Origin of the sequence: Actinospica acidithermotolerans, assembly GCF_018139625.1 — a bacterium.
Taxonomy (GTDB): domain Bacteria; phylum Actinomycetota; class Actinomycetes; order Streptomycetales; family Catenulisporaceae; genus Actinospica; species Actinospica acidithermotolerans.
In genome coordinates this window covers 32,069-54,750 of sequence record NZ_JAGSOH010000039.1, presented here as the reverse complement: position 1 = coordinate 54,750, position 22,682 = coordinate 32,069, and the positions used below count along the sequence as shown (strand labels likewise).

Below are 22,682 nucleotides of genomic sequence, written 5' to 3'. Positions count from 1 at the left end.
GGTTCGTTCGGCCCTGGGGCGGCGGGTCAGGCCACCGCGGTGAGGCGGCCCGCCGGGCGCTCCCTCCAATCCCGGCCCCGGTCCCGGTCCTGGTTCCGGTCCAGGTCGGCGGGGGCGCGGACGGAGAGCGGGGCCTCGGGGCCGAGGCCGCCGGGCAGCAGCACCTGGACGGTGTGCCGCCGCCTGGCCCGGTCCTCGGCGTCGATCACGGCCTGGCCTGCGACGAGGTGGCCGGTGCCCGCGTCGAAGCCGGTCCAGCCGAGGCGGCGGACCCGCAGCACCGTGCGGGCGCCGGGCCACGCGCCGAGCACCAGCAGGGCCGCGCGGTGCCGGGACTCGTCGGCCGCCCCTTGCCGCAGCCGGGCGTCCACCCGGCGGGCCAGCTGCGCGGGGACCGGGTCGGGCGCGGCGAGCAGCACCAGGTCCACGCCGTCCGCCAGCACCGTCGCGATCTCGGCCCAGCGCTCCCCCGGCCCGGCCACGACCAGCAGCCGCTGCAGCGCGCCCGCGCGCAGCGCCTCGGCGCCGAGCAGCCCGGCCAGCGCCGCGCCGCCGAGCCCGCGTACCCCGACCGCCGCGCACCACAGCCCCTGCCGCAGCGCCCCGGCCAGCAGTGCGAGGGTGAGGTAGTCGACCGCCGCGGCCCCGGCCGGGCCCCGGCCCCGCTGCCGGCCGGCGGCCTCGTCGCCCGGCAGCCCGAGCGCCTCGCCGCGGCGGATCCCGCCGGGCAGCAGCGGGGCCAGCGGCTCGGGGACCGCGATCGGCTCGAAGGTCCGCGGCGGCGCGTCGCCCAAGGTCAGCCCGCCGACGGCGGCCAGCGCCGCGCGCCGTCCGCCCGCGCCGCCGCCCGCATCCGCGGCGACCCTTTCGAACACTTGAGCGAATGCCACGATGCCAGTATCGCCCGCCGCGGCCAGGCATGTCAAAGGCTAGAGATAGCTGACGGGGTCTCAGCCCAGCGTCCCGGGATCGCTTCGGTCCGGCGCCCGACGACGGCCCGGCCGTGATCGGGAAAACTGTCCCCAGGGACCCCACACCGGTCAGCGAAGCGCAGGTCACCGCCCATCTTGTGCCGGTCCCGCCCGCCTTGCCCGTCTCGTTGCGGCGTCTTTAACCTCCGGGACACGCGGCTCTCGTACGCTCGAAGCTACTGAAACACTCGTTTCCGTGGAGGCGGTGGACGATGCCGGGACCGTTCGAGGCGAAGCAGCCGAGTCCGTTCGACCTGACCGGGCGCACGGCGCTGGTCACCGGGTCGGTGCGCGGCCTCGGGCTGGAGATGGCGCGCGGGCTGGCCGCGGCCGGGGCCGCGGTAACGCTCAACGGGCGCGATCAGGCGGCGCTGGACACGGCCGCGGAGGATCTGCGCGCGCAGGGGCTGGCGGTGGCGACGGCCTGCTTCGACGTGACCGATCAGCCGTCGGCCGACGCGGCGTTCGACCGGCTCGGCCCGGTCGACATCCTCGTCAACAACGTCGGGAACCGCGATCGGCGCGGGACCGCGGAGCTCGGGCCGTCCGAGCTCGAGTCGATGCTGCGCGTGCACGTCGTCTCGGCGTACGCCCTGGCCCGCCGCTTCGCGCAGCGGCTCGTCGACCGCGGCGTGCCGGGCCGGATCGTCAACGTGTCCTCGGTCGTCGGCCAGGTGGGGCGGCGCGGCGACATCGCCTACGGGACCGCCAAGGCGGGCGTCGACGGGATGACCCGGGCCCTGGCGGCGGACCTGGGACCGCACCGGATCACGGTCAACGCGGTGGCGCCCGGCCCCTTCGCCACCGCCGTCAACGCGCACCTCGCCGCGGACCCGGACTGGGTCGCGTGGCTCGGGCAGCGCACCTCGCTCGGCCGCTGGGGGCGGCCGGCGGAGATCGCCGGAGCCGTCGTCTTCCTGGCCAGCGACGCCGCGTCGTTCGTCACCGGGCAGACCCTCGCCGTCGACGGCGGCCTCACCACGACCTTCTGACGGCGCCTCGGCCGACGCGGGATCAGCCGAGGCGGCGGATCGGCGCGCCCGCCAGGTAGGCCTGGATGTCCTCGACGGCCTGGCCGTAGTAGGTGCGGTAGTTAGCCTGCGACACGTAGCCGAGGTGGGGCGTGGCCAGCAGGCGGGGGGCCGTGCGCATCGGGTGGTCGGCGGGCAGCGGCTCGGTGTCGAAGACGTCGATGCCGGCGCCGGCGATCCGGCCGTCGTGCAGGGCGGCGAGCAGGGCGTCCTGGTCGACGACGGCCGACCGGGAGGTGTTGATCAGGTAGGCGCTCGGCTTCATCAGGGCGAGCTCGGCGGCGCCGATCAGGCCCCTGGTTCCCTCGTTCAGCACCACGTGGACGGAGACGAAGTCGCTCTCGGCCAGCAGTCGCGCCTTCTCGACCCGCTTGGCGCCCGCGGCTGCGGCGCGCTCGTCGGTGAGGTTCCGGCTCCAGGCCACCACCTCCATCCCGAAGGCCGCGCCGACGGCGGCGATCCGGCTGCCGATCTTCCCGAGGCCGATCAGCCCGAGGCGGCTGCCGTGCAGATCGGCCCCGACCGTGGACTGCCACGGTCCGCCCGCGCGCAGCGCGCTGCTCTCGCCGACCAGGTTGCGGGCCAGGCCGAGCAGCAGCGCCCAGGTGAGCTCTACCGGCGGCGTGGACGCGCTCTCCGTGCCGCACACGGTCACGCCGTGCTCAGCGGCCGCCGCGTAGTCGATCACTGAGTTGCGCATCCCGGAGGCGATCAGCAGCCTCAGCCGCGGCAGGCGCGCGATCAGCGAGGCGGGGAAGGACACCCGCTCGCGGAGCGTGATGATGACGTCGAAGCCGGAGACGGCCGCCACGAGCTCATCCTCGTCGGCGAAGTGCCTGGTGAAGCCGGTGACCTCGACGTGGTCCAGCACCGGGCTCCAGTCGGCGGCGGTGGTGGCGACGTCCTGGAAGTCGTCGAGTACGGCGCAGCGCAGCTTCATCCGGCGATTCTAGTGTGACGCGCCGAGCGGATCACGCGGCATAGAGCGAGGCGCACTGGCAGGGTTGGGGCTCGTGATCGATGAATTCGCGAAAGAGTACCTGCACGAGGAGCTGCGCTGGATTCGCGGGGTCATGCTCTGGAAGCTCGACGGCCTCTCCGACGAGGACCTCCGCACGCCGCTGACCGGCTCGGGAAACAATCTGCTCGGCCTGGTCAAGCACCTGTCGTACTCGGCCGCCCGCTACTTCGGCGAGGTCTTCGGCCGGCCGTTCCCCGATGTCCCGCGCTGGGACGACGAGGCCGCGTGGCACGGCGAGCACGAGGCCGCCGAGCACGAGTCACGCGAGGACATCCTCGCCTTTCACCACCGCGTATGGGAGTTCTGCGACGCGAGGATCGATGAGCTGCCCATCGACGCTCCGGGCCACGTCCCGTGGTGGCCTCAGCCGGACGTGAAGCTCTTCAACGTCATGGTCCACATCCTCAACGAGACCAACCGGCACGCCGGCCATGCCGACATCCTGCGCGAGCAGCTCGACGGCGCGACCGGACTGGCGCCGGGCGACTGACGTTCGCACCCTGGACCGAGTCAGCCCTTGTATGCGCCCGTCGGCCTAGCGGAGTACGGCGGCGGACTCGGCCGGGAGGGTCAGGCTGGTGCCCCGGCCGTGGACTCGGGCGCCGGGATCGGAGGCGAGCAGGATCTCGCCGACGGTGAAGGGCGCGGGGACGGGGACCTCACGGGGCTCGGGCGCGAGGTTGGCGGCCACGTGCAGTGCTCCCCGGCGCACGAGGATCCAGCGGGCGAGGTCGTCGACGTGCACGGAGACGGTGGCGAAGCCGGGTGCGGTGAGGTCGGGTTCGGCTCTGCGCAGCGCGATCAGGGCGCGGTACCAGGCGAGCAGGCCGGCGTGCGGCTCGCGGCCGGGCTCGGTCCAGTCGAGGGTGCTGTGGGCGAAGGTCCCGGGGTCCTGCGGGTCGGGGACCTGGTCGGGCGGCCAGCCGTAGGCGGCGAACTCGGCGCGGCGGCCCTTGCGGACGGCGTCGGCGAGCTCGGGTTCGGGGTGGGAGGTGAAGTACTGCCACGGGGTGCCGGCGTTCCATTCCTCGCCCATGAAGAGCTGGGGGGTGAACGGCGACGTGAGCAGCAGCGCGGCGCCGACCTTGCGCAGGCCCGCGGAGAGGGACGCGCCGATGCGGTCGCCCTGGGCGCGGTTGCCGACCTGGTCGTGGTTCTGCAGGGAGACGACGAAGCGGCTGGCGTCGAGCTGGCCGGTGTCGACCGGGCGGCCGTGGTGCCGGCCCCGGAACGTCGAGTAGGTGCCGTCGTGGAAGAAGGCTGACGTCAGGGTTTTGGCGAGGGCGTCCAGCCCGCCGAAGTCGACGTAGTAGCCCTGGCGCTCCCCGGTCAGCGCGCTGTGCAGCGCGTGGTGGAAGTCGTCGCTCCACTGGGCGTGGACGCCGAGGCCGCCGGCGGCTCGCGGGGTGACGGTGCGGGCGTCGTTGCGGTCGGTCTCGGCGATGAGGTGGAGTTGGCGGCCGGTGCTCGCGGCGAGCGAGTCGACCGCGGCCGAGAGCTCTTCGAGCACGTGCAGGGCGCGGTTGTCGGCGAGGGCGTGGACGGCGTCGAGGCGCAGGCCGTCGAGATGGTTCTCGCGCAGCCAGAACAAGGCGTTGTCGATGATGAACGCGCGGACCTCGTCGGAGCCGGCGCCGTCGAGGTTCACCGCCGAGCCCCACGGCGTCCGGTGGGCGTCGGTGAAGTACGGGCCGAATTCGGCGAGGTAGTTTCCACTCGGGCCGAGATGGTTGTAGACGACGTCGAGAAGCACGCCAAGGCCTCGGGCGTGGCAGGCGTCGACGAAGCGGCGCAGCCCCTCCGGGCCGCCGTACGGCTCGTGCACGGCCCACAGCGCCACGCCGTCGTAGCCCCAGCCCCGCTCGCCGTTGAAGGCCGCGACCGGCATGACCTCGACGAAGTCGACGCCGAGCGCGACCAGGTGGTCGAGCCGCTCGACGGCCGCGTCGAAGGTTCCCTCGGCGGTGAACGTGCCGATGTGGAGTTCGTAGATAACGGCTCCAGGCAACGGCCGTCCGTGCCAGCCGGAGTCGGTCCAGGCGAAGGCCGCCGGGTCGTCGAGCGCGCTCGGGGCGTGGACGCCGTCGGGCTGGCGGCGGGAGCGCGGGTCCGGGCGCGGGGGGCCGCCGTCCAGGCGGAAGGCGTACGAGCGCGTTCCGGCCGGGATCTGCGCGGCGTGCCAGCCGGAGCGGCCGGTGGGGTGCAGGGGGACGAGGGCGTCGCCGGTGTCGAGTTCGACCCGCTTCGCGTTCGGAGCCCAGACCTCGATCACGGTCATGCGGCGGCCTCGCGGACGAGCAGCGCGACGGGCAGTTCCTCGGTCAGCGCGCCCAGCGGAACGCCGATGACGGCCTGGCCGTCGACGTCGTATTCGCGGCCGGTGAGCCGGCAGCGCCAGTGGCCGGGCGGCAGCGAGAGCGTCGTGTCGCCCCAGCCGCCCGCGCGCTCCAGGCCGACGGACAGCCGGGTGCCGATGACGGCGACGTGCTCGCCGCGCAGGAACGCGATGGCGTGCTCGGCGGCCAGGCCGATCGGGAACAGCGGGGTCTGCGCGGCTTCGGGCGCGAACCAGTCCGGCCGCTCCCGCCGCAGCCGCAGCGCGCGGGAGGTCAGCCGGATCTTGGTCGCGGGCGCGGAGAGCGATCCGGCCGGCGAGCCGGAATCGGCCTCGTCGAGCAGCGCGCGGAGGGCGGCGAAGTCGACGGGCCGGCGGTTGTCCGGGTCGGTCAGCGCCCAGAACTCCGATTCGGTGGCCTGGTAGACGTCCGGGACGCCGGCCATCGTCAGCTGGACCAGCTTCTGCGTCAGCAGATTGCTGCGGACGTAGGGGGCGATGCGGTCGGTGAAGGCGTCGAGCTCGCCGCGGACCTTCTCGCTGTCGAGGGCGGCCTTGGCGAAGTCGAGGACACGGTCCTCGTACGCCTCGTCGGGGGCGCTCCAGGAGGTGCGGCCCTTCGCCTCGCGCAGGGCCTTGCGCAGGTACTTCTGCAGCCGGTCGGCGTCGATCGGCCAGGCGCCGACGAGGGTCTGCCAGAGCAGGTATTCGTCCGCGGGGTCGGGCGCGTCGGGCGGTGTGGCGCTCGCGCGGACCGCGACCTGGAAGCCGGCGAGGGCCGCGGCCCATTCGTCCGGGAGTTCGGTGAGCACGGAAAGGCGGGCGCGCACGTCCTCGGACCGCTTGGAGTCGTGCGTGCTGAGCGTCGTCATGGCCGCGGGCCACTCGGAGTGGCGCAGCGCGCAGAAGCCGTGGAAGCGGGCCGGCCCCATCGCGGGCTCCGTCGGCTCGCCGCCGACGTCGGAGGCGCCGGGCAGCGCGGTCCAGCGGTAGAAGGCCGTGTCCTCGACGCCCTTGGCCATGACCGCGGCGCACGTCTGCTGGAAGCGCACCTGGAACTCGTCGCGCGGTTCGTCGCGCGGGCCGACGCGGCCGAGCGCGAGGTCGCGGACGAGGTTGAGGGTCTCCAGGCGCTCGGCCGGGAGGGTGGCGGCCGCCGCCTTCGCCGCGGCTTCGACGCGCAGCACGGACTCGGCGGGCGGAGCCTCGCCGGGCACCGTGTACGCGCGGTAGACCCGGAGGTTCGCGATCAGGGCGTTGACGGCCTCGCGCAGTCCGGCCTGGGTGTGGTCGCGCAGCTCGAGCTCGGTGTGGCAGATCGCCACGAGCACCTCGACGAGGCGGTCCACCTCCGCGTGCAGGACGGTGTCGAGCACGTCGAGCCGTGCCTGGCGCGCGACCGGCCCGAACTCCTGGGCCGAGCCGGTCAGGCCCGCGTACAGCGCGACGAGGCGCTCGGCGCCCACGGGGTCGGTGAGCAGCGCGCCGATCGCCCGCTGCGCGTCGTAGCCGGTGGTGCCGGCGCACATCCAGTCGGCCGGCAGCTGCTCGTCGGCCGCGAGGATCTTCTCGACCACGGTCCACGCGCCGCCGGTGGCCCCGTTGAGGAAGCTCAGGTAGCCGCGCGGGTCGGCGAGGCCGTCCGGGTGGTCGATCCGCAGGCCGTCGAGCGTGCCGTCCTTCACGAGGTCGAGCAGCAGCCGGTGCGTGGCGTGCAGCACGCCGGGGTCCTCGACCCGGACGGCGATCAGGCTGCTGATGTCGAAGAAGCGCCGGTAGCCGGGTTCCTCGGCCGCCACCCGCCAGTACGCGGGCCGGTAGTACTGCGCGCGCAGCAGCTCGGGCGGCTCCAGGTCCTCGGTGCCGGGCCGCAGCGGGAAGACGTGGCCGAAGTAGCGCAGCACCGGGCCGCCGAACTCGGCGACGGCCGTGTCCGAGCGGTCCGCGTGCAGCTCGCCGGTGCGCAGGCACTCCCCGATCCGGCGGCCGAGCACGGGCAGCAGCAGCGCGCCGTCCTGCGCGGACCAGTCCACGTCGAACCACGCGGCGAACGGCGACTCCGGGCCCTCGCGCAGCACGGACCACAGCGCGCGGTTGCCGTGCTCCGGCACCGGCACGGCCATGTGGTTGGGCACGACGTCGGCGATCGCGCCGAGGCCGCGCTCGTGCAGCGCGGCGGCGAGCCGGCGCAGCCCCTCCTCGCCGCCGAGGCCGTCGGCGATCCGGTCGTGGTCGATCACGTCGTAGCCGTGCATCGACCCGGCCGTGGCCTGCAGGATCGGCGATAGGTACACATGGGTGATGCCGAGCCGGTCGAGGTAGTCCACCTGGGCTAACAGGTCGTCGAAAGTCATGCCCTCGTACAGCTGGACGCGGTAGGTGGATCCGGGTACCCGGTACCGCCGTCCCTCGGGCTTGTCGGTGTCCAGTTTCGGCTCTCCCTGCTCGTGTCCCCGTGCGCCGCCCGGCCGGGTGCGGGCGCCGTGTCGCATCCCACCTTTACCCGGGCTGGGCCGCCCTGCACGCCGAAACACTCCGCGAACCGCCGCGGCATGGTCGCGCCCCGGTCCGCGGCGGGGCGGAGAGGGGCGCGACCGTCGCTCCACTAGACGGTATGTCAGCTGGTCGGGAAGTCGAAGTAGTGCAGGCTCACGAACGCCGGGCTGCCGGAGGCGGCCGAGACGAACTTGAGGTACACGTTGTGCGTCCCGGTGACCGAGGACATGTTCGCCGGGATCGTCTCCCAGGTCGACCAGCCTCCGGTGTTGGCGACGTCGAAGGTGGCCACCGGCGAGTTCGAGGGGCTGTCGAGGATCACGTCGACCTCGCCGCTCACCCCGCTCGCCGCTCCGGACGCCACTCGCGCGTCGAACTGGGTGGATCCCGTCGATCCGAAGCTGACGTTCTCGTATTCCAGGTAATCGCCGTTGGACAGCTGCGCGACCTGGTTGGAGTCGACTCCGGAGGGATCGGTGTCGCCGGTGCTCGACACGGTGATGGTGCCGTTGGACGCGCCGTAGCAGTCGGCTGAGATGTCGGAGGTCGCGGTGGTCTGGCACGAGGCGGTGCCCGTCGACGTGCCCGTCGAGGTCGCCGTCGCCGACGCGCTCGCGGAGGCCGAGGCGGTGGCCGTCGAGGTGGAGCCGGACTTCTCGTAGACCGCGACGTAGCCCACGCTCATGGACGCGCCGGAGGCGGTGCTGCTGGACGGCGAGGTGCAGCCGCACACGGCGTTGGGGAAGGCGCCGCCCATCGCGTTGTCCAGGATGATGAAGAAGCCGTGGTCGACGGCTGCCTGCCAGTCGGCGGTCCCGACCTGGGACTCGGTCACCGTCTTGTAGGCGGTGCCGTTGAGGTACCAGGTGATCGACTCGTTGCTGGTGTCGGTCCGGTTCACGATCACCGAGTACGTGTTGTAGCCGGTCTGGCAGCCGGAGCAGGACACCAGGCCGCTGCCCAGGCCGGTGGTCTCGTTGCATGGGCCGCCGGGGTCGACGCCGCAGTGCAGGGTGCCCGCGACCTCGCTCAGGGCGTTGACGTCCTCCATGATGTCGATCTCGCCGGTGTACGGCCAGTTCGAGCAGTCCATGGTGCCCGAGGTTCCGGCGCCGGAGGAGCGGAAGCCCGCGCCGAGCATCCAGAAGGCCGGCCAGTAGCCGACGCCGGAGCTCGGGTTCGGCTGCTTGATCGAGGCGGTGACCTCCATCTCGCCGCCGGCCGGGGCCTCGTAGTTGTCGGCCGTGGTCTCGATCCGGCCCGAGGTCCACGAGCCGCTGCCGGACTTCACGGCGGTGATGTTGAGGTGGCCGGAGCCGTCCTCGGACACGTTGGCCGTCGAGCTCGTGTCGGTCTCGACTTCGCTGGTGCCGTAGTTCGCGGTGCAGCCGGTACCGGAGTAGGCCGTCCCCGTGTCATAGGTCCAGCTCGAGTCGACGCCGGAGCCGCTCGTTCCGTTGAAGCTGTCGCTGTACACGGTCGAGTAGCCGGACGGCGCCGAGGGCACGGTCGTCGCCATGGCGGAGGTGGGCAGGCTCACCACGGTCAGCAGTGCGGCGACCGGGGCGAGGGCGGATATGACGGCGATGACGGCGCGGCGCCTGGCCCGGCTGACGGCGCGTCGGCCGGGCGGGGGCGGGGTGGCGAGTGAGGGTTTCGAGGGCATGCGAAGGCTCTCCTCCGGGGTGGGCGGAGCGAGCGCGCGAGGCCGCGTGCGGTGCGGCGCATCCTCGCGCGACCTCGCTGGTCGTGCTCTCCGTAAACGTTTACGGAGGCCTTATCGCAGGAGTATGCGTTTCCGCCCGCGCCCCGTCAAGGCTCGCGGAGGTTTACGTAATCAGCAGCCGCACGGCCAGAAACGCGATCACGGCGCTCGAACCGAGCCCGGTGGCGAAACGGCCGCGCTCGCCGGTCAGCAGGCGGCCGAGCAGGGCGCCGCCGAGGGCCAGCAGGAGTTGCCAGCTCGCCGAGGCCAGGAACGCGGCGAGCACGAAAACGGCCTGGTCGAGACGGTCCGGAGCCGACCTGCCCTGCATACCGAGCACGAGCGCCGCGAAGTAGATCAGGGTGAGCGGGTTCATCATCGTGACGGCCCACAGGCCGAGGTACGCGCGCACCGGACTGTACGGGGTTTTTACGTTCGTGCCCTCATCGAGAATCCCATCCGGGTTCCCATCCGCGGCGGTCGAGGACCGCTTGCGTTGTGCGAAGGCTGAAACGGCGATGCGCACGGCGAGCGCCGCCACCACCGCGGCCGAGATCCAGCGCAGCGGGCCGACCACCGGCGCCAGGGTGCGCGCGAGGGCGGATCCGCCGATCTGCGCGATCAGGGCGTAGACGCCGTCGGCCGTCGCCACGCCGAGAGCGGCGCACGCGCCGATGCGCAGCGAGGTCCGCGCGGTGAGGGCCACCAGGTACGTCCCGATCGCGCCGACCGGAATGGCGATGCCGTACCCGGCGAGCAGCCCCGCGAGGAGCGCGGGCGTCATGTGCGCGGCAGGCTCGGACTCCCCGGTCGGCTCGGCTGCTGGCGGACACGCTCGAGGCGAGCGGCGGCGTCCGACGGCAGGAAGGCGGCATGCGTGGTCATGCGCCGATCGTGCTGCGGACGGCGCCGCCGCGGCAACCCAATATTCGGACTTGATCTTCTGAACCGACGTCGCGCGCTGCACCTGGAGCGGCGCAACGCGCTGCTGAGCATCAACGGCGGAACTCTGGTCGGCGGAACTGTGGTGAGCGTGGTTCTGGCGAGCACTCTCCCGTTCCGCTGATCGACGATGGGGGTAGTACCCCCGCATGACCTACGACGTGGCCGTCCTTCGTGCCGAATTCCCCGCGCTGGCCTCGGGGGTCGCGCACTTCGACGGGCCGGGCGGCACGCAGACGCCGTTCCCGGTGATCAACTCCATCGCGAACGCGCTCGCGAGCCCGCTGTCCAACCGCGGCGACGGCACGCCGGGCGAGCGCAACGCGAACGCGATCGTCGGGGAGAGCCGTCGCGCGCTGGCCGACCTGCTCGGCACCGATCCGGCCGGGATCGTCTTCGGCCGCAGCGCCACGCAGCTCACGTACGACTTCTCGCGCGCGCTCGCGAAGACGTGGACGCCCGGCGACGAGGTGGTCGTCACCCGTCTGGACCATGATGCGAACGTCCGTCCGTGGATTCAGGCGGCCGAAGGCGTGGGCGCGGTCGTGCGCTGGGTGGATTTCGACCCCGAGACCGGCGAGCTGACGGCGGATGACGTGCACGCGGCGCTGTCGGAGCGTACGCGGCTGGTCGCGATCACCGCGGCGTCGAACCTGATCGGCACGCAGCCGGACCTCGCCCCGATCGCGGAACTGGTCCACCAGGCGGGCGCGCTGCTCTACGTGGACGGCGTGCACCACAGCGCGCACGCGATGGTCGATCTCGCCGCGATCGGCGCGGACTTCTACGTGTGCTCGTCGTACAAGTTCCTCGGCCCGCACGTGGGCGTGCTCGCCGCGGCGCCCCAGCTGCTCGAATCCGTGTGGCCGGACAAGCTGCTGCCCTCGACGAACGCCGTCCCCGAGCGGTTCGAGTTCGGCACACTGCCCTATGAACTGCTCGCGGGTGCGCGCGCGGCCGTCGACTTCCTCGCCGAGATGAGCCCGGCGAGCGCCGGATCGCGCAGGAAGCGGCTCCTGTCGACGTACGCCGCCATCGAGGAGCACGAGAACGGCCTGCGTGGCCAGATCGAGGATGGCCTGGCGGAACTCGACGCCGTGCACGTCTATTCGCGCGCGAAGCGCCGTACCCCGACGCTGCTGCTCACGATCTCCGGGCGCAGCACGGTCGATGCGTACCGGTACCTGGCGGAGAGCAAGGTGCACGCGCCGTCAGGGTCGTTCTACGCGATCGAGACCTCGCGTCATCTCGGGCTCGGCGACTCCGGCGGCCTGCGCATCGGCCTGGCGCCGTACAACGACGCCGAGGACGTCGAGCGGCTGCTGAACGCGCTGACGAAGTTCGTCCGCTCCTAGTGCGTGTTTTGAAACTATCGCCGGGTCCGCGACGCCTGCCACGCACGCTCGCCGCGTTGCCGGATCGCCCACGTACGCCCAGTATGCGGACGACCCGGCGCCTTGCGAGCGCACGCGTCAGACGCCGCGGCCTGATCCGACGCTAGTTTCAAAACACGCCCTAGGACGCGGGGCTCGCCGGCAGGAGGCCCGGGTCGGTCACAGGTAGAGCTCCGGGCGCCGGTCGCCGAACAGGTCGTTGTTCGGGTTGAAGCTCTTGTCCCGGGTCGCGGCGAGGTCCGCCTCGTATTCGGCGCGGTGCTCAGCGCCCTCGGCGTCGGCAAGGGCGCCCGCCGACGACGACGCGGCCGACGCGAGCCAGCCGTACTGATCGAAGATCGCCGTGCCCTCGGTCCACTGCTGGCCGCGCTCGGTCCCGGTCCGGTCGCAGCACGCGATGACGACCCGGTTGACCCGCGCCGCGGCCTGCGCGAGATGCCACTCGGGCGGCCGCTCGCCCTCCGGGCGGCGCACCAGCGGCCAGTTCGTCGGCACGGCGATCAGCTCGGCGCCTTCGAGCGCGCAGCGGCGGGGGAACTCGGGGAACTCGAAGTCGTAGCAGACCATGAAGCCGATCCGGCCGAAGCGGGTCTCGACGACCGGCGGCGGCTGCGAGCCCGGGGTGAAGAACCGCTTCTCGTCGTCCCACAGGTGCGCCTTGCGGTACGTCGCGAGGACGCCGCCCGCGTCGAGCAGCATGGCGCCGTTGTAGAACAGGCCGTCCTCGCCGCGTTCGGCGAACCCGAGGATCACGACGGAACCGCCCCTGATCGCGGCGGCCCATTCGGACACCAGCGGATCGTGCGGTGTGATCGCGCAGGCGTCCACCTCGTCGACGGTCTCGAAGACGTAGCCGCTCGTGACCAGCTCGGGCAGCACGAGGACGTCCGTGCCGGCGGACGTCTCCTCCTCGATCACCCGCAGGATCTGCCGGTGGTTGCCCGGAAGATCGCCGAGGGTCGGGGCGAGCTGGCGGCAGACGATGCGGGTCACCCGGTGGCCTCCTGAGCTGGGTCGCGGGACGCCAGCGTAGCGGCTGCGGGTCACTTCCGGATCGCGGGGCCCGCCTCCGGCGAGGGGATTCTGCTCACGCGCGGTCCGTGAGATCGTGCAGCAGCCGGTCGATCTCGATGTAGTCGCCCTCGTAGCCCGGCGGGACCTCGGCGTAGCTCAGGAACAGGAAGGCGCGCACCTGCCGGGCGGGCAGCGCCATCAGCGCCGAGCCGGTCTCCGAGCACAGCTCCAGCATCACCAGGTCCGGTCCGCAGGGCCAGACGTGCACGTCGCCCTCGCCGGCCGGGCCGGAGAGCCCCTCGTCCAGCAGCGCGCGGCCGAACACCCAGTTCAGCAGGTGTCCGTCCGGGCCGAGGACCGGGAAGTCCAGCCGGACCGCGTACGGATCGGTCACGTCGTAGCTCGCGGTGATGGTGAAGTCCACCCCGGCCTCCTGGTCGATGATCAGGTGGGCGGTGAGGCATTCGGTCATCGTCGACATCTCGGGTTCCTCTCCCCAAGCCCGGCGGCGGGGCCGCGTTCACGCCGGCACCGGTCGGTACCGCCGTGCCCTCGACCCAGCCGGGGGGCGCCGCATTACATCTGTTTTCCCCGGATTTATGTGATGTAGCTCATATGCGGGAGGTTAATTTGTCCGCTTAAGGTGGTCCGATACCCTGGTCACCCACTGCTGAGGGGGATGTGACATGCCGAGCACGCGCACCCGAGACGAGTACGCGGCCCGCTACTCCGTCCTCTACAAGGAGCACAACGCGCAGCTGGTCGCCTATGCCAGGTCGCTGACCGGCAGCGCGGCGACGGCCGAGGACCTGGCCGCCGAGGCGCACTTCCGGGTGTGGCGCCGGATCCAGGCGGGCCACCGGATCGACAACGTCGCCGCCTATCTCACCACGACGGTGCGCAATCTCGCGGCGGGACTCGCCCGGGGGCAGCGCGAGATCGCCCGGGACGTCGCCGAGATGCCGCGGGACCCGGCGCGCGGGGGCGCGGCGACCGCGGACCCGGAGCACCGCGCCTCGCACGTGGACCTGATCTCCCGGCTGCTGAAGGAGCTGCCGGACCGCTGGGCCAAGGCGCTCTGGTACGCCGAGGTCGAGGACCTTCCGATGGAGGAGGTCGGCGCGAAGATCGGCGCGAACGCGGGCACCACGGCCGTCGTGCTGACCCGGGCGCGCGAGCGGCTCCGGCAGGCGTTCCTGCTCGCCCAGCCGGGCGCGCCGCTGAGCGGGGAGTGCGCGCCGTACTGGAAGCACATGGCCACGGTCGTGCGCGGCACTGCGTCGGCCAGGCGGACCAGGAACGTGACCGAGCACTGCGACGGGTGCGACGACTGCCGGTCCCGGATGCTCGCGCTGACCGCGGCCAACACGCAGCTTCCCGCGCTGCTCGGCCCGGCGCTGCTGGCGGGCGTCCTTGCCGGCGGCGCGTGGTTCGGGCCGGCCGTCGCGGGCGCCGACGTCGCGGCGGGTACCGCCGCGCGCGCGGGCAGCCGGGCCGGCCGGCACGCGCGCGTCGGCGCCAAGGCCCGCATCGGTCTCAAGACGCGCGGCGGCGCCAAGGCGCGCATCGACGTCAAGGCGCGCATCGTCAGGCGTGGAATGTCGCCGGCGAAGACCGTCGTCGCCGGTGCGGTGGCGGCGGTCGGCATCGCGGCCACGGTGGCGACGCTGGCACTCGCCACATCGGACAATCCGACCGCCGCCGCGCAATCCGCGCTGCAGCCGCACGCGACCGCGATCCAGCCGACGTCCGGGCCCGCGACCACGTCCGCGGCGGCGTCCGCCTCCGCGACCCTGGGCGCGCCGGCCTCGGCGAGCGCCGCCGCCACGGCCGCCGCCACGCAGCCGCCCGCTTCGACGCGGGCCGCAGCGCCCGCGACCTCCGCCGGGACGACGGCCGCCACCTCAGCGGCGGCGACTCAGGCCCCGTCGGGCGCCCTTGCGCAGGGCTCACAACCGCAGGCCTCTGCGACCACCGCCGCGAGCTCGTCCTCCGCCGCGGCGGCTGCGCCGGCCTCCGCGCCCGCGACGAGTGCGACCACTCCCCCGGTGCCGTCGACATCGGCGTCGGCCTCCGCAGGCCCGGTCGCCTCGGACACGCCGACGGCGAGCCCGTCCGAGTCCTCGTCTCCGGCCGCGATCCCGACACCGAGCCCGAGCGAGACCGTCTCCGGCACCCCGTCGGCCGATCCGACGTGCACGTTCGGCATCGTCGGGCTCTGTTTCGCTACGATCACCGGCGACAACTGAAAACCCTGCGGTAACAGACTACTCAGAACGCTCAGTCGGTCGCACCGGGTGACAGGCGCCCGTCTGCATACGAGATCTTTACTCCGTACGCTCCCGTGCGCCCCGGAGCAGGGGCTTTACGAAGGTCACGAACTCAGTAATCTGACCAGTGATCATCAGTGGACGCACTCCACTCACCCGGAGTATACGCCCACTTACTCGGAAGGCCGACTCAACCCGGAAGGGGCCAGATGGACATCCCGGACCAAGTCGTTCTGTGGTGCCCGATGACGCCCGCGATTCACCCCGCATGGCGGAGTTGGGAACGCGACACCGTCGACTGGATGGAACGCTTCGCACTCGACGGCGAGCAGCGCGAGGCCGGACGGCTCTACAGCATCACGGCCGGCGAGCTCGCCGGCCGCACCCTGCCCGACTGCTCCTACGAAGCCGGGGCGCTGTTCTCCGCGTACAGCCTGATCTGGCTGTTCGCCTTCGACGACGCCTACTGCGACGAGGGCCGCTACAGCCACGACCCGGCCGAGATGGCCCTGCTGGTGCACAAGATGCACCGGATCGTGGAGACCGGCCACACGACCTCGGACAGCCCGTGCGCGCGCGGACTGGCCGACCTGAGACAGCGCCTCGACGCGATGGCGGTCGGCCCGGCGGCCACCGCCCGCTGGGTGCACTCCATGAAGGCATACCTCGGCTACCAGGTGTGGGAGGCCTCGCACCGCAGGCGCGGCAGCGTGCCGAGCATCGACGAGTACGCGGTGGCCCGGATCCGCAACGGCAGCATGGAGGTCTGCGCGATGACGCTGCCGATCTCCGAGGGCTACGACGTGCCCGCGAACGAGATAGAGAGCCCCGACATCCGTGCCCTGACCGAGATGACCTGCTGCCTGGTCGGCCTGGACAACGACATCGCGTCGTACTACAAGGAGCACTCGCGCAGCGGAGACAAGATCAACCTGGTCGACGTGATCGCGAACGAGCGCGGGCGCGCCCCGCGCGAGGCCCTGCCCGAGGCCCTCGACTTCCGCGACGCCGTGCTCTCGCTCTACCTGCGGCTGTCCGAGCAGGTCCGGCCGCACGTCAGCCACGGCACGCAGCGCTACATCGGCGGCCTGTCGGCGTGGATCCGCGGCAACCTGGACTGGAGCATGCACACCGGCCGCTACCGCCGCGGCGACCGGTCCACCATCACCGTCACCGAGGAGGCGCGGCGCGAGCTGCCCACCGGCTTCGTGCCGCCCGCCGGAATCGCCTGGTGGTGGTCGCGCCCGGCCGCCCCGGCCGCGCCCGCCGAGCCGGTGCGCGCCGACCGGCCCCCCGCCGCCGAGTCCGTCCCCTACGTCCCTGGGCACGTCCCGAGCACCGCGACCGTAGCATGATCAGATCGCCGTCGGGTCGTGCTCACGATCCGGCGGCGAGTTCCACGAGGTGCCGCGCGGTGCCCTCGGGATCGACGATCTGATGAAGGTGGGCGCCGGGCATGTGCGCCACCTGCCAGCCGCGGTCGTGCGCCTCCGCGGCCAGTTCCTCGTACGACGGGCTGAACAGCAGATACGAGCACGGGTGGTCGTTCCAGCCGCTCGGTACCGGAACCTCCTGCTCGTAGTACGCCAGCGGCAGGCGCGGCTGCTCGGCGACCACCGTTCGCCGGATCTCCTCGTTCGGGAACAGCGGTGCCACGTCCGCCTCGTCCCACCAGTCCGTCCAACGCGGCAGCAGGCCGTCGGCGGATTTCGGGCGCAGGAACTCCAGCATCTCCGCCGACGCGGCCCGGGTGGATCCGCGGCGGGCCGGCAGCGCCGCGTCCACGAACACCGAGCCGACCACACGATGCGTCAGCCCGGCGCGGATCGCCGGCAGCAGCAGGCCGGCGTTGCTGTGCGCGACGAGCACGATCGGCACGGCGGCCGGCAGCAGCCCCACCTCGGCGCGCACGGCGTCCACGGCCCGCGGCCAGTACGGCGGCGCCCCCTCCCCCACCTTGAGCAGCGACGGAACGCATGCCTGGTACCCGGCGCCGGTCAGCCGATCGGCCACCGGCAGCCACGTCGACGGCCCGAGCAGCAGGCTGTGCACGAGGACGAAAGCGGGCTTCATGCCCTCATCATGGCAGTGCTCGTCGCCAGATCCCGGAAGGGTGCGACCGGGCGCGCAGGGAGCGGTCGGTGATCGGATCGAGGACGCTTGCAAGGTCCGTCTGCAATTGCCGGTAGCGCGAGGCCGGTTCGCGCGCCGCTTCGATGACCGCGCGCCGGTCGGGCGTCACGCGCACGCCGTCCGCGGCCGGCTCGCTACCTAGTCGCAGTCGGCCGTCAGTGCTTCAGGAACCTGAAGTAGAAGGCGCCGAAGACCAAAACGATCCCGACGTTGACAGCGAGTCGCGGCCAGAAGTGATCCCTGAAGATCAGAACGTCCACGGCCACGATGACGGCAACCATCGCGAGGATGTAGATCGCGATGACCACGTTCTTGTCCACGTCTTAATGATAGCGACGAATCGGTCGCCGAGCGATGGGGCCGGGGAGCTTTCACAGCACCGGCGCGGGGCGGCGATTCGCCGGTTGGCGGGCGTCCGCTTACGGCACGCAGCAGGGGCCTGAGATCACTGCTCAGGCCCCTGCTTCCTTGCTCCCGCGGCTACCTGCTCACTTCCTGCGGAAGATGCCGGCGAGGGAGGACCAGAAGCCGCGGCGGGAGCGGGCTTCGGCCTCGGCGGCCGCGTCGGCCTGGGCGATGGCGGCCATCGCGTCGGCGGCGGCGCTCAGGGCGGGCGCCGGGGCGGCGGGGGTCGCGGACTCGGCCGGGACCCGGCCCTGCGCCGGGGCGACGTTCGAGACAGGCTGCTGCGACACCAGGCGGGTGGCCGCGGCCTCCTGGTCGGGCTCGGAGCGGCGCTGGGGGGTGAACTGGACGGGAAGGGCGTCGAGGTGGCGAGACCACGTCGCCGCGGTCCAGCTGAGCTGCTCCTCCGGGACCGCCAACTGCAGGTCGGGCAGGCGGGAGAGCAGGACGTCGACGCCGGTGTCCGTGATGGCGCGGCCGATGTCCTGGCCCGGGCACTCGTGCGGGCCGCGGCTGAAGGCCAGGTGGGAGCGGTTGCCGTGCATGGGGGCACTGAGGTCCGGGCGGATCTCGGGGTCCGTGTTGCCGGCGGCGAAGCCGAGGACGAGCAGGTCGCCCTGCTTGATGTCCTGGCCGCCGAACTGCATGTCGTGCGTGGCGAAGCGGGCGGGGCAGACCATCAGCGGGGGCTCGTCCCACAGCATCTGCTCGACGGCGTCCGGCAGCGTCATCAGGCCGCCGGTCAGCGAGGCGCGGAACCGGGGGTCGGTGAGCACCATGCGCAGGGTCGAGGAGATCAGGTTCGTGGTGGTCTCGTTGCCCGCCACCAGCACCATGCGCAGGTGGTTGGCCGCCTCCTCGTCGGAGAGGCCGGAGGGGTGCTGCACCATCCAGGTCGCCAGGTCGTGCGCGGGGGTCCGGCGGCGCTCGCGGGTGAGGGTCTGCAGGGTCTCGATGATGAAGTTGTTGTACTCCATCGCCTTCTCGCCGCCCTTGACGATGCCGGCGCTCGCCTCGATCAGCTTCGGGCCCTGCTCCTCGGTCAGGCCGATGAGCCGCGCGAACACCAGCATCGGCAGGTGCTCGGAGAACTGGGCGACCAGGTCGGCGCGGCCGGCCTCCACGAAGCCGTCGATCAGCTGGCCGGCGTAGCGCTGGACGTGCCGGCGGATGCCGTGCCGGTCGAACTTGGCGAGGGTGTCGTTGACGGCGGCGCGCAGCCGCTGGTGCTCCTCGCCGTCCACGGAGACGACGTCGGGGCGCCAGCCGAGGACCGGCACCAGCGGGGAGTCCTGCGGGACGCGGCCCTCGTTGAAGTCGCGCCAGATCCGCGAGTCGCGGGTGAAGCGGGCCGGGTTGCGCGCGGCCTCGGTGTTCTCGCGGTAGCCGAGGACCAGCCACGCGGGAACGCCGCCCTCGAGCTCGACCGGGGCCACGGTGCCGTGCTCGGCGCGCAGCTTCTCGTACACGCCGTGCGGGTCGCTCTGCGCCAGCGGTCCGTAGAGGGCAGTCATCCCGGTGCCGCCCGCGTGGGCGGGGCAGCCCGGCGGTGGTACGGCGGCGGCGCCTGTTCCGGCGCCTGATTCGTCGATGATGGACACGGTCACTCCGTGGCGGCTGAGGCGGCCATCGGGGCCGCGGATTGGATGGAGAGCGAGTACAGGTAGCGCATCAGGGCCAGCAGGGTGTCCCTGCTCGAGGCCCGGCTGCGCGCGTCGCATTCGACGATCGGCACGGTGGGCGAGAGGTCCAGCGCGGCGCGCACCTGGTCGAGCGGGTGCGCCGGGGCGTCCGGGAAGGCGTTGACCGCGACGATGAACGGCACACCGCCGTCCTCGAGCCGTCCGATGACGTCGAAGCTGGCCTCGAGGCGCCGGGTGTCGACCAGCACGACGGCGCCGAGGGCGCCCTCGAACAGGCCGGTCCACAGGAACCAGAAGCGCTGCTGCCCGGGCGTGCCGAACAGGTAGAGCACCAGCTCCTCGTTGATGCTGATGCGGCCGAAGTCCATGGCCACGGTGGTCGCGTTCTTCTGCTCGACCCCGCGGACGTCGTCCACGCCGACGCTGACCTCGGTCATCGTCTCCTCGGTCGTCAGCGGTCTGATCTCGCTGACGGAGCCGACCAGGGTCGTCTTGCCGACGCCGAACCCGCCGACCACGACGATCTTGACCGCGGTGGCGGCCGAGGCGGGCAGCGCGTCCTCGCGCGTCGGCCCGACGGCCAGCTCAGAGCTTCTGGAGTCCATACATCACCGCCTTGAGCAGTTCGGGATCGGGAATGCCGGCGGTGCGCACGGTGGCGCGCACCTCGACGGTGGATTCCGCCAGCAGGTCGGAGACCAGGATGGCGACCACGCTGAACGGCAGCTTGAGGTACGCCGAGATCTCCGCCATGGACAGCGGGTAGTGGCACATGCGCAGAATGGACGCGTGCTCCGGCTGCATCTCCGGCCTGGCCGCGGCCCGCGCCACCACCAGGGTGACCAGGTCGAGGTCGGCGCGGCGGCCCGAGGCGCCGCGCCCTCCGGTGATCACGTACAGCCGCTCCGGGCCGCCCTGCTCCCAGGAGTTGGACGCGTCGTTGATCGGGGACGGGGTCACCCGGCCGTCCTCTCCTCCATCCGGGGCGGGCTGGTGAGATGCTCGCCGATGCGCGCGACGAGGTTGCGCATCTGCTGTCCCATCAGGCCCGCGTCCACGCCCTCGTCGGCGAGCACCGCGAGGTACGCCCGCGCGCCGGCCGCCATCAGGTAGAAGAATCCGCCGCCGACCTCGATCACCACGAGGCGCATCTGCTTGTCCCCGCGCGGGAACTCGGCGGCGACGGCGGCGGACAGGCTCTGCAGGCCGGCGCACGCCGCGGCGAGTCGGTCAGCGGTGTCCACATCGGTGTTGTGCTGGGCCATGCGCAGGCCGTCCGAGGTCAGGACGATGACGTGCCGGGTGCCCGGCACGCTCTCCGCAAGGTCCTTGAGCATCCAGTCCATGCTGGGCTGCAGGTGGTCCATCATCGACTACTCGCCTTCCTTGCTCGACGCATCGTCAGTCTTGGCTTGCTCGGCGCGCTGGCCCTCGCCGGAGACCGCGTTCTGGAACGCGGCCAGCCATAGGCCGGGCGGCGGCGCGGCGGGCGCGGTTCCGTTCGCCGCGGGCTCGGGCTGCTCCGCCTGGGCCGTGCGCGGCGCGGTCAGGCTCTGCTGGGCCCTGCTGCCGCCGACCGGCGGGGTGACGCCGCGCCGCCGCTGCGGCAGCCCGTTCTCGTTCATCTCGATGTTCCGCGGCTCCTCCGGCTGCAGGGCGATGGCGGGCACCGGGCGGTTCGGGTTCACGGTGACCGCGGCGCCGGGGGTGGCCGCGGACAGCGGCACGACGGTCGCCAGATCGCGCGGGATGATCAGCACGGCGCGCACGCCGCCGTAGGCGGAGGGGCGCAGCGAGACCTGGAAGCGGTGGGTCTGCGCGAGCCGGCCGACCACGGACAGGCCGAGGCGCGGGTTCTCGCCGAGGTCGGCGAGGTCGAGGCCGGTGACGACCTGGGTGAGCACCCGCTCGGCGCGGACGCGGGCCTCGTCGCCGAGGCCGACGCCGCCGTCCTCGATCTCGACCGCGATGCCGGACTGCACCTCGACGGCGGTCATGTGCACGCGGGTCTGCGGCGGCGAGTAGCGGGTGGCGTTGTCGAGCAGTTCGGCGAGCGCGTGGATGAGCGGCTCGACGGTCGGGCCCGCGATGGCGACCTCGACCACCGAGTGCAGTTCGACGCGCTGGTAGTCGGTGATCCGGGACATCGCGCCGCGCAGCACGTTGAACAGCGGCACGGGTGCCTGCCACTGGCGGCCGGGGCGCGATCCGCCGAGGACGGCGAGGGAGTCGGCGAGGCGGCCGATCAGCGCGGTGCCGTGGTCGAGGCGGAGCAGGTCGTCGAACACGTCGGGGCTGCCGCCGTGCCGCTCCTCCATCTCGCGCAGGTCCTGGAACTGCTGGTGCACGATGGCCTGGACGCGGCGGGCGACGTTGACGAACGCGCGCTGCGCGGAGTCGCGCAGGTCCTCCTCGGCCTTGACCGCGTCGAGGACGGTGCGCACGACGTCCTCGTGCGCCTTGACGAAGGCGGCCCCGAGGGCGGCCGACTGGCCGGCGCCGGACAGGGCTTCCTCGACGGAGTCGCCGTGGTGCAGCCGGCTGATCGCGGCGGGCAGCACCTCGACGGCGAGGCGGTCGGTCTCGGCCTCCTGCATCTCGAGCCGGCGCACGAGCTCCTGCTCGGTGGCGGCCTGGCGGCGGCGCAGCTGGGCGATCGCGCGCCCGCGGCGGCCGATCTCGGCGCAGGCGAGCCCGACCGCGATGACGGCGACGAGCCCGCACACGGCGACGGCGCGGCGCGCGTGCGGGGTGACGAGGAGGATCGCGGCCACCGTACAGAGCGCGGTCAGGCACGCGGGTATAAGGGCACTGTAGGCGACGGAGGAGCCGCCTTGCGAGCCACGAGGTGACGGTCGCTTGCGTATCATTCGCAGAACCTTGGTCTGGTCGTGGGCGTGTGTCGGTGACCGACGGGGACGGGGAGGGGAGTCACGGGCGCGGCCCGCGGAGAGCGCTGAGGACGCCGACGTCGCAAGGCATCGGACTTCGCGGGTCCGGTCGCCGCTCGTGGCGGCGGGGGCGGCTGCCGGCGGCCCGGAGATCACGGGAGGCGATCGCGGCCTCGGTCGAGGTGATCTTTCCAGGCACGCGGCCACCTTGCTCAGTGTTCGGATACAGCGGTTCAGATGTCTCTCCGGACAGGTCTGACGTTATATCAGACCTCGCTCGACGCGGAAAAGCGTCCGCGCCCCGCGCGCGCCGGGCGCACGCTGGCGGCAACCCGCGGCGGACCGGCGGATCCATCGTGTGACATCTCCCACTGCGGCCTCGGGTTTTTTGCGCAATCCATACCGTTCGTTGAAGCGTTTCAGCAGGTCGG

At 72.5% G+C, this 22,682-nt stretch carries 20 protein-coding genes; 5 read left to right on the top strand and 15 right to left on the bottom strand.

What is annotated here, in order from left to right; translation table 11 throughout:
* Positions 1-26: 26 nt before the first annotated feature.
* Complete coding sequence (gene imuA', locus KDK95_RS15310; RefSeq protein ID WP_212518830.1) at positions 27-890, bottom strand: DnaE2-dependent mutagenesis accessory factor ImuA'; 864 nt, start codon at positions 888-890, stop codon at positions 27-29.
* A 293-nt stretch (positions 891-1,183) separates the two neighbouring features.
* Here imuA' and KDK95_RS15305 point away from each other — a divergent pair, with 293 nt between their 5' ends.
* A complete protein-coding gene (locus KDK95_RS15305; RefSeq protein ID WP_212518829.1) occupies positions 1,184-1,963 on the top strand; it encodes an SDR family oxidoreductase in 780 nt (259 codons plus the stop codon).
* A 22-nt stretch (positions 1,964-1,985) separates the two neighbouring features.
* Here the strand turns inward: KDK95_RS15305 and KDK95_RS15300 are convergent, their stop codons facing one another.
* A complete protein-coding gene (locus KDK95_RS15300) occupies positions 1,986-2,942 on the bottom strand; it encodes a D-2-hydroxyacid dehydrogenase family protein (RefSeq protein ID WP_212518828.1) in 957 nt (318 codons plus the stop codon).
* Between the two features lie 73 nt (positions 2,943-3,015).
* Here KDK95_RS15300 and KDK95_RS15295 point away from each other — a divergent pair, with 73 nt between their 5' ends.
* Complete coding sequence (locus KDK95_RS15295; RefSeq protein ID WP_212518827.1) at positions 3,016-3,513, top strand: DinB family protein; 498 nt, start codon at positions 3,016-3,018, stop codon at positions 3,511-3,513.
* Between the two features lie 45 nt (positions 3,514-3,558).
* Here KDK95_RS15295 and treZ read toward each other — a convergent pair whose 3' ends face one another.
* The 4 genes from treZ to KDK95_RS15275 all read right to left on the bottom strand — a co-directional run bounded on the left by treZ (position 3,559) and on the right by KDK95_RS15275 (position 10,343).
* Positions 3,559-5,301, bottom strand: a complete 1,743-nt coding sequence (gene treZ / locus KDK95_RS15290) for a malto-oligosyltrehalose trehalohydrolase (RefSeq protein ID WP_212518826.1) — start codon at positions 5,299-5,301, stop codon at positions 3,559-3,561.
* Complete coding sequence (gene treY / locus KDK95_RS15285) at positions 5,298-7,850, bottom strand: malto-oligosyltrehalose synthase (protein ID WP_212518825.1); 2,553 nt, start codon at positions 7,848-7,850, stop codon at positions 5,298-5,300. The genes treZ and treY overlap by 4 nt, the downstream gene beginning before the upstream one ends.
* 125 nt (positions 7,851-7,975) lie before the next feature.
* A complete protein-coding gene (locus tag KDK95_RS15280; protein WP_212518824.1) occupies positions 7,976-9,520 on the bottom strand; it encodes a carbohydrate-binding protein in 1,545 nt (514 codons plus the stop codon).
* A gap of 163 nt (positions 9,521-9,683) precedes the next feature.
* Complete coding sequence (locus KDK95_RS15275; protein WP_212518823.1) at positions 9,684-10,343, bottom strand: LysE family transporter; 660 nt, start codon at positions 10,341-10,343, stop codon at positions 9,684-9,686.
* 307 nt (positions 10,344-10,650) lie between these two features.
* On the opposite strand from KDK95_RS15275, the gene KDK95_RS15270 reads away from it, so the two are divergent.
* Positions 10,651-11,856 carry a cysteine desulfurase-like protein gene (locus tag KDK95_RS15270; RefSeq protein WP_212518822.1) on the top strand — a complete coding sequence of 402 codons (1,206 nt, stop codon included), beginning with the start codon at positions 10,651-10,653 and terminating at the stop codon, positions 11,854-11,856.
* Between the two features lie 198 nt (positions 11,857-12,054).
* Here the strand turns inward: KDK95_RS15270 and KDK95_RS15265 are convergent, their stop codons facing one another.
* Together KDK95_RS15265 and KDK95_RS15260 are read right to left on the bottom strand one after the other, a co-directional pair.
* Entirely contained in the window at positions 12,055-12,888 is an 834-nt protein-coding gene (locus KDK95_RS15265; RefSeq protein ID WP_212518821.1) for a nitrilase-related carbon-nitrogen hydrolase, read from the bottom strand.
* Positions 12,889-12,982: 94 nt separating this feature from the next.
* Positions 12,983-13,390 carry an SsgA family sporulation/cell division regulator gene (locus KDK95_RS15260; protein WP_212518820.1) on the bottom strand — a complete coding sequence of 136 codons (408 nt, stop codon included), beginning with the start codon at positions 13,388-13,390 and terminating at the stop codon, positions 12,983-12,985.
* Positions 13,391-13,595: 205 nt separating this feature from the next.
* On the opposite strand from KDK95_RS15260, the gene KDK95_RS15255 reads away from it, so the two are divergent.
* Both KDK95_RS15255 and KDK95_RS15250 read left to right on the top strand, forming a co-directional pair.
* Positions 13,596-15,158, top strand: coding sequence for an RNA polymerase sigma factor (locus tag KDK95_RS15255; RefSeq protein ID WP_212518819.1), 1,563 nt, complete (start codon positions 13,596-13,598; stop codon positions 15,156-15,158).
* Between the two features lie 323 nt (positions 15,159-15,481).
* Entirely contained in the window at positions 15,482-16,534 is a 1,053-nt protein-coding gene (locus KDK95_RS15250; protein ID WP_212518818.1) for a terpene synthase family protein, read from the top strand.
* Between the two features lie 22 nt (positions 16,535-16,556).
* On the opposite strand, the gene KDK95_RS15245 is transcribed toward KDK95_RS15250, so the two are convergent.
* The 7 genes from KDK95_RS15245 to KDK95_RS15215 form a co-directional block, all read right to left on the bottom strand.
* Positions 16,557-17,252: a lipase family protein gene (locus KDK95_RS15245; protein ID WP_212518817.1), complete on the bottom strand. Its 696-nt coding sequence runs from the start codon at positions 17,250-17,252 to the stop codon at positions 16,557-16,559.
* Positions 17,253-17,467: 215 nt separating this feature from the next.
* The gene (locus tag KDK95_RS15240) at positions 17,468-17,632 is read right to left on the bottom strand and encodes a hypothetical protein (protein ID WP_212518816.1); all 165 of its coding nucleotides are present in this window, start codon (positions 17,630-17,632) and stop codon (positions 17,468-17,470) included.
* 168 nt (positions 17,633-17,800) lie between these two features.
* Positions 17,801-19,231, bottom strand: coding sequence for a cytochrome P450 (locus tag KDK95_RS15235; RefSeq protein ID WP_372463330.1), 1,431 nt, complete (start codon positions 19,229-19,231; stop codon positions 17,801-17,803).
* 89 nt (positions 19,232-19,320) lie between these two features.
* Positions 19,321-19,965, bottom strand: a complete 645-nt coding sequence (locus tag KDK95_RS15230; protein ID WP_212518814.1) for a GTP-binding protein — start codon at positions 19,963-19,965, stop codon at positions 19,321-19,323.
* Positions 19,946-20,320, bottom strand: a complete 375-nt coding sequence (locus KDK95_RS15225; protein ID WP_212518813.1) for a DUF742 domain-containing protein — start codon at positions 20,318-20,320, stop codon at positions 19,946-19,948. Before KDK95_RS15225 ends, KDK95_RS15230 begins: the two co-directional genes overlap by 20 nt.
* Positions 20,317-20,727, bottom strand: coding sequence for a roadblock/LC7 domain-containing protein (locus KDK95_RS15220; RefSeq protein ID WP_212518832.1), 411 nt, complete (start codon positions 20,725-20,727; stop codon positions 20,317-20,319). The genes KDK95_RS15225 and KDK95_RS15220 overlap by 4 nt, the downstream gene beginning before the upstream one ends.
* A 6-nt stretch (positions 20,728-20,733) precedes the next feature.
* Positions 20,734-22,230, bottom strand: coding sequence for an ATP-binding protein (locus KDK95_RS15215; RefSeq protein WP_372463328.1), 1,497 nt, complete (start codon positions 22,228-22,230; stop codon positions 20,734-20,736).
* Positions 22,231-22,682 lie beyond the last annotated feature (452 nt).

Bases quoted from the DNA above. Each gene is read 5' to 3' on its own strand.
- KDK95_RS15305 (WP_212518829.1), top strand. From the start codon at position 1,184: ATGCCGGGACCGTTCGAGGCGAAGCAGCCGAGTCCGTTCGACCTGACC.
- KDK95_RS15300 (WP_212518828.1), bottom strand. From the start codon at position 2,942: ATGAAGCTGCGCTGCGCCGTACTCGACGACTTCCAGGACGTCGCCACC.
- treZ (WP_212518826.1), bottom strand. From the start codon at position 5,301: ATGACCGTGATCGAGGTCTGGGCTCCGAACGCGAAGCGGGTCGAACTC.
- treY (WP_212518825.1), bottom strand. From the start codon at position 7,850: ATGCGACACGGCGCCCGCACCCGGCCGGGCGGCGCACGGGGACACGAG.
- KDK95_RS15280 (WP_212518824.1), bottom strand. From the start codon at position 9,520: ATGCCCTCGAAACCCTCACTCGCCACCCCGCCCCCGCCCGGCCGACGC.
- KDK95_RS15275 (WP_212518823.1), bottom strand. From the start codon at position 10,343: ATGACGCCCGCGCTCCTCGCGGGGCTGCTCGCCGGGTACGGCATCGCC.
- KDK95_RS15270 (WP_212518822.1), top strand. From the start codon at position 10,651: ATGACCTACGACGTGGCCGTCCTTCGTGCCGAATTCCCCGCGCTGGCC.
- KDK95_RS15260 (WP_212518820.1), bottom strand. From the start codon at position 13,390: ATGTCGACGATGACCGAATGCCTCACCGCCCACCTGATCATCGACCAG.
- KDK95_RS15255 (WP_212518819.1), top strand. From the start codon at position 13,596: ATGCCGAGCACGCGCACCCGAGACGAGTACGCGGCCCGCTACTCCGTC.
- KDK95_RS15250 (WP_212518818.1), top strand. From the start codon at position 15,482: ATGGAACGCTTCGCACTCGACGGCGAGCAGCGCGAGGCCGGACGGCTC.
- KDK95_RS15245 (WP_212518817.1), bottom strand. From the start codon at position 17,252: ATGAAGCCCGCTTTCGTCCTCGTGCACAGCCTGCTGCTCGGGCCGTCG.
- KDK95_RS15235 (WP_372463330.1), bottom strand. From the start codon at position 19,231: ATGACTGCCCTCTACGGACCGCTGGCGCAGAGCGACCCGCACGGCGTG.
- KDK95_RS15230 (WP_212518814.1), bottom strand. From the start codon at position 19,965: ATGGACTCCAGAAGCTCTGAGCTGGCCGTCGGGCCGACGCGCGAGGAC.
- KDK95_RS15220 (WP_212518832.1), bottom strand. From the start codon at position 20,727: ATGGACCACCTGCAGCCCAGCATGGACTGGATGCTCAAGGACCTTGCG.
- KDK95_RS15215 (WP_372463328.1), bottom strand. From the start codon at position 22,230: ATGATACGCAAGCGACCGTCACCTCGTGGCTCGCAAGGCGGCTCCTCC.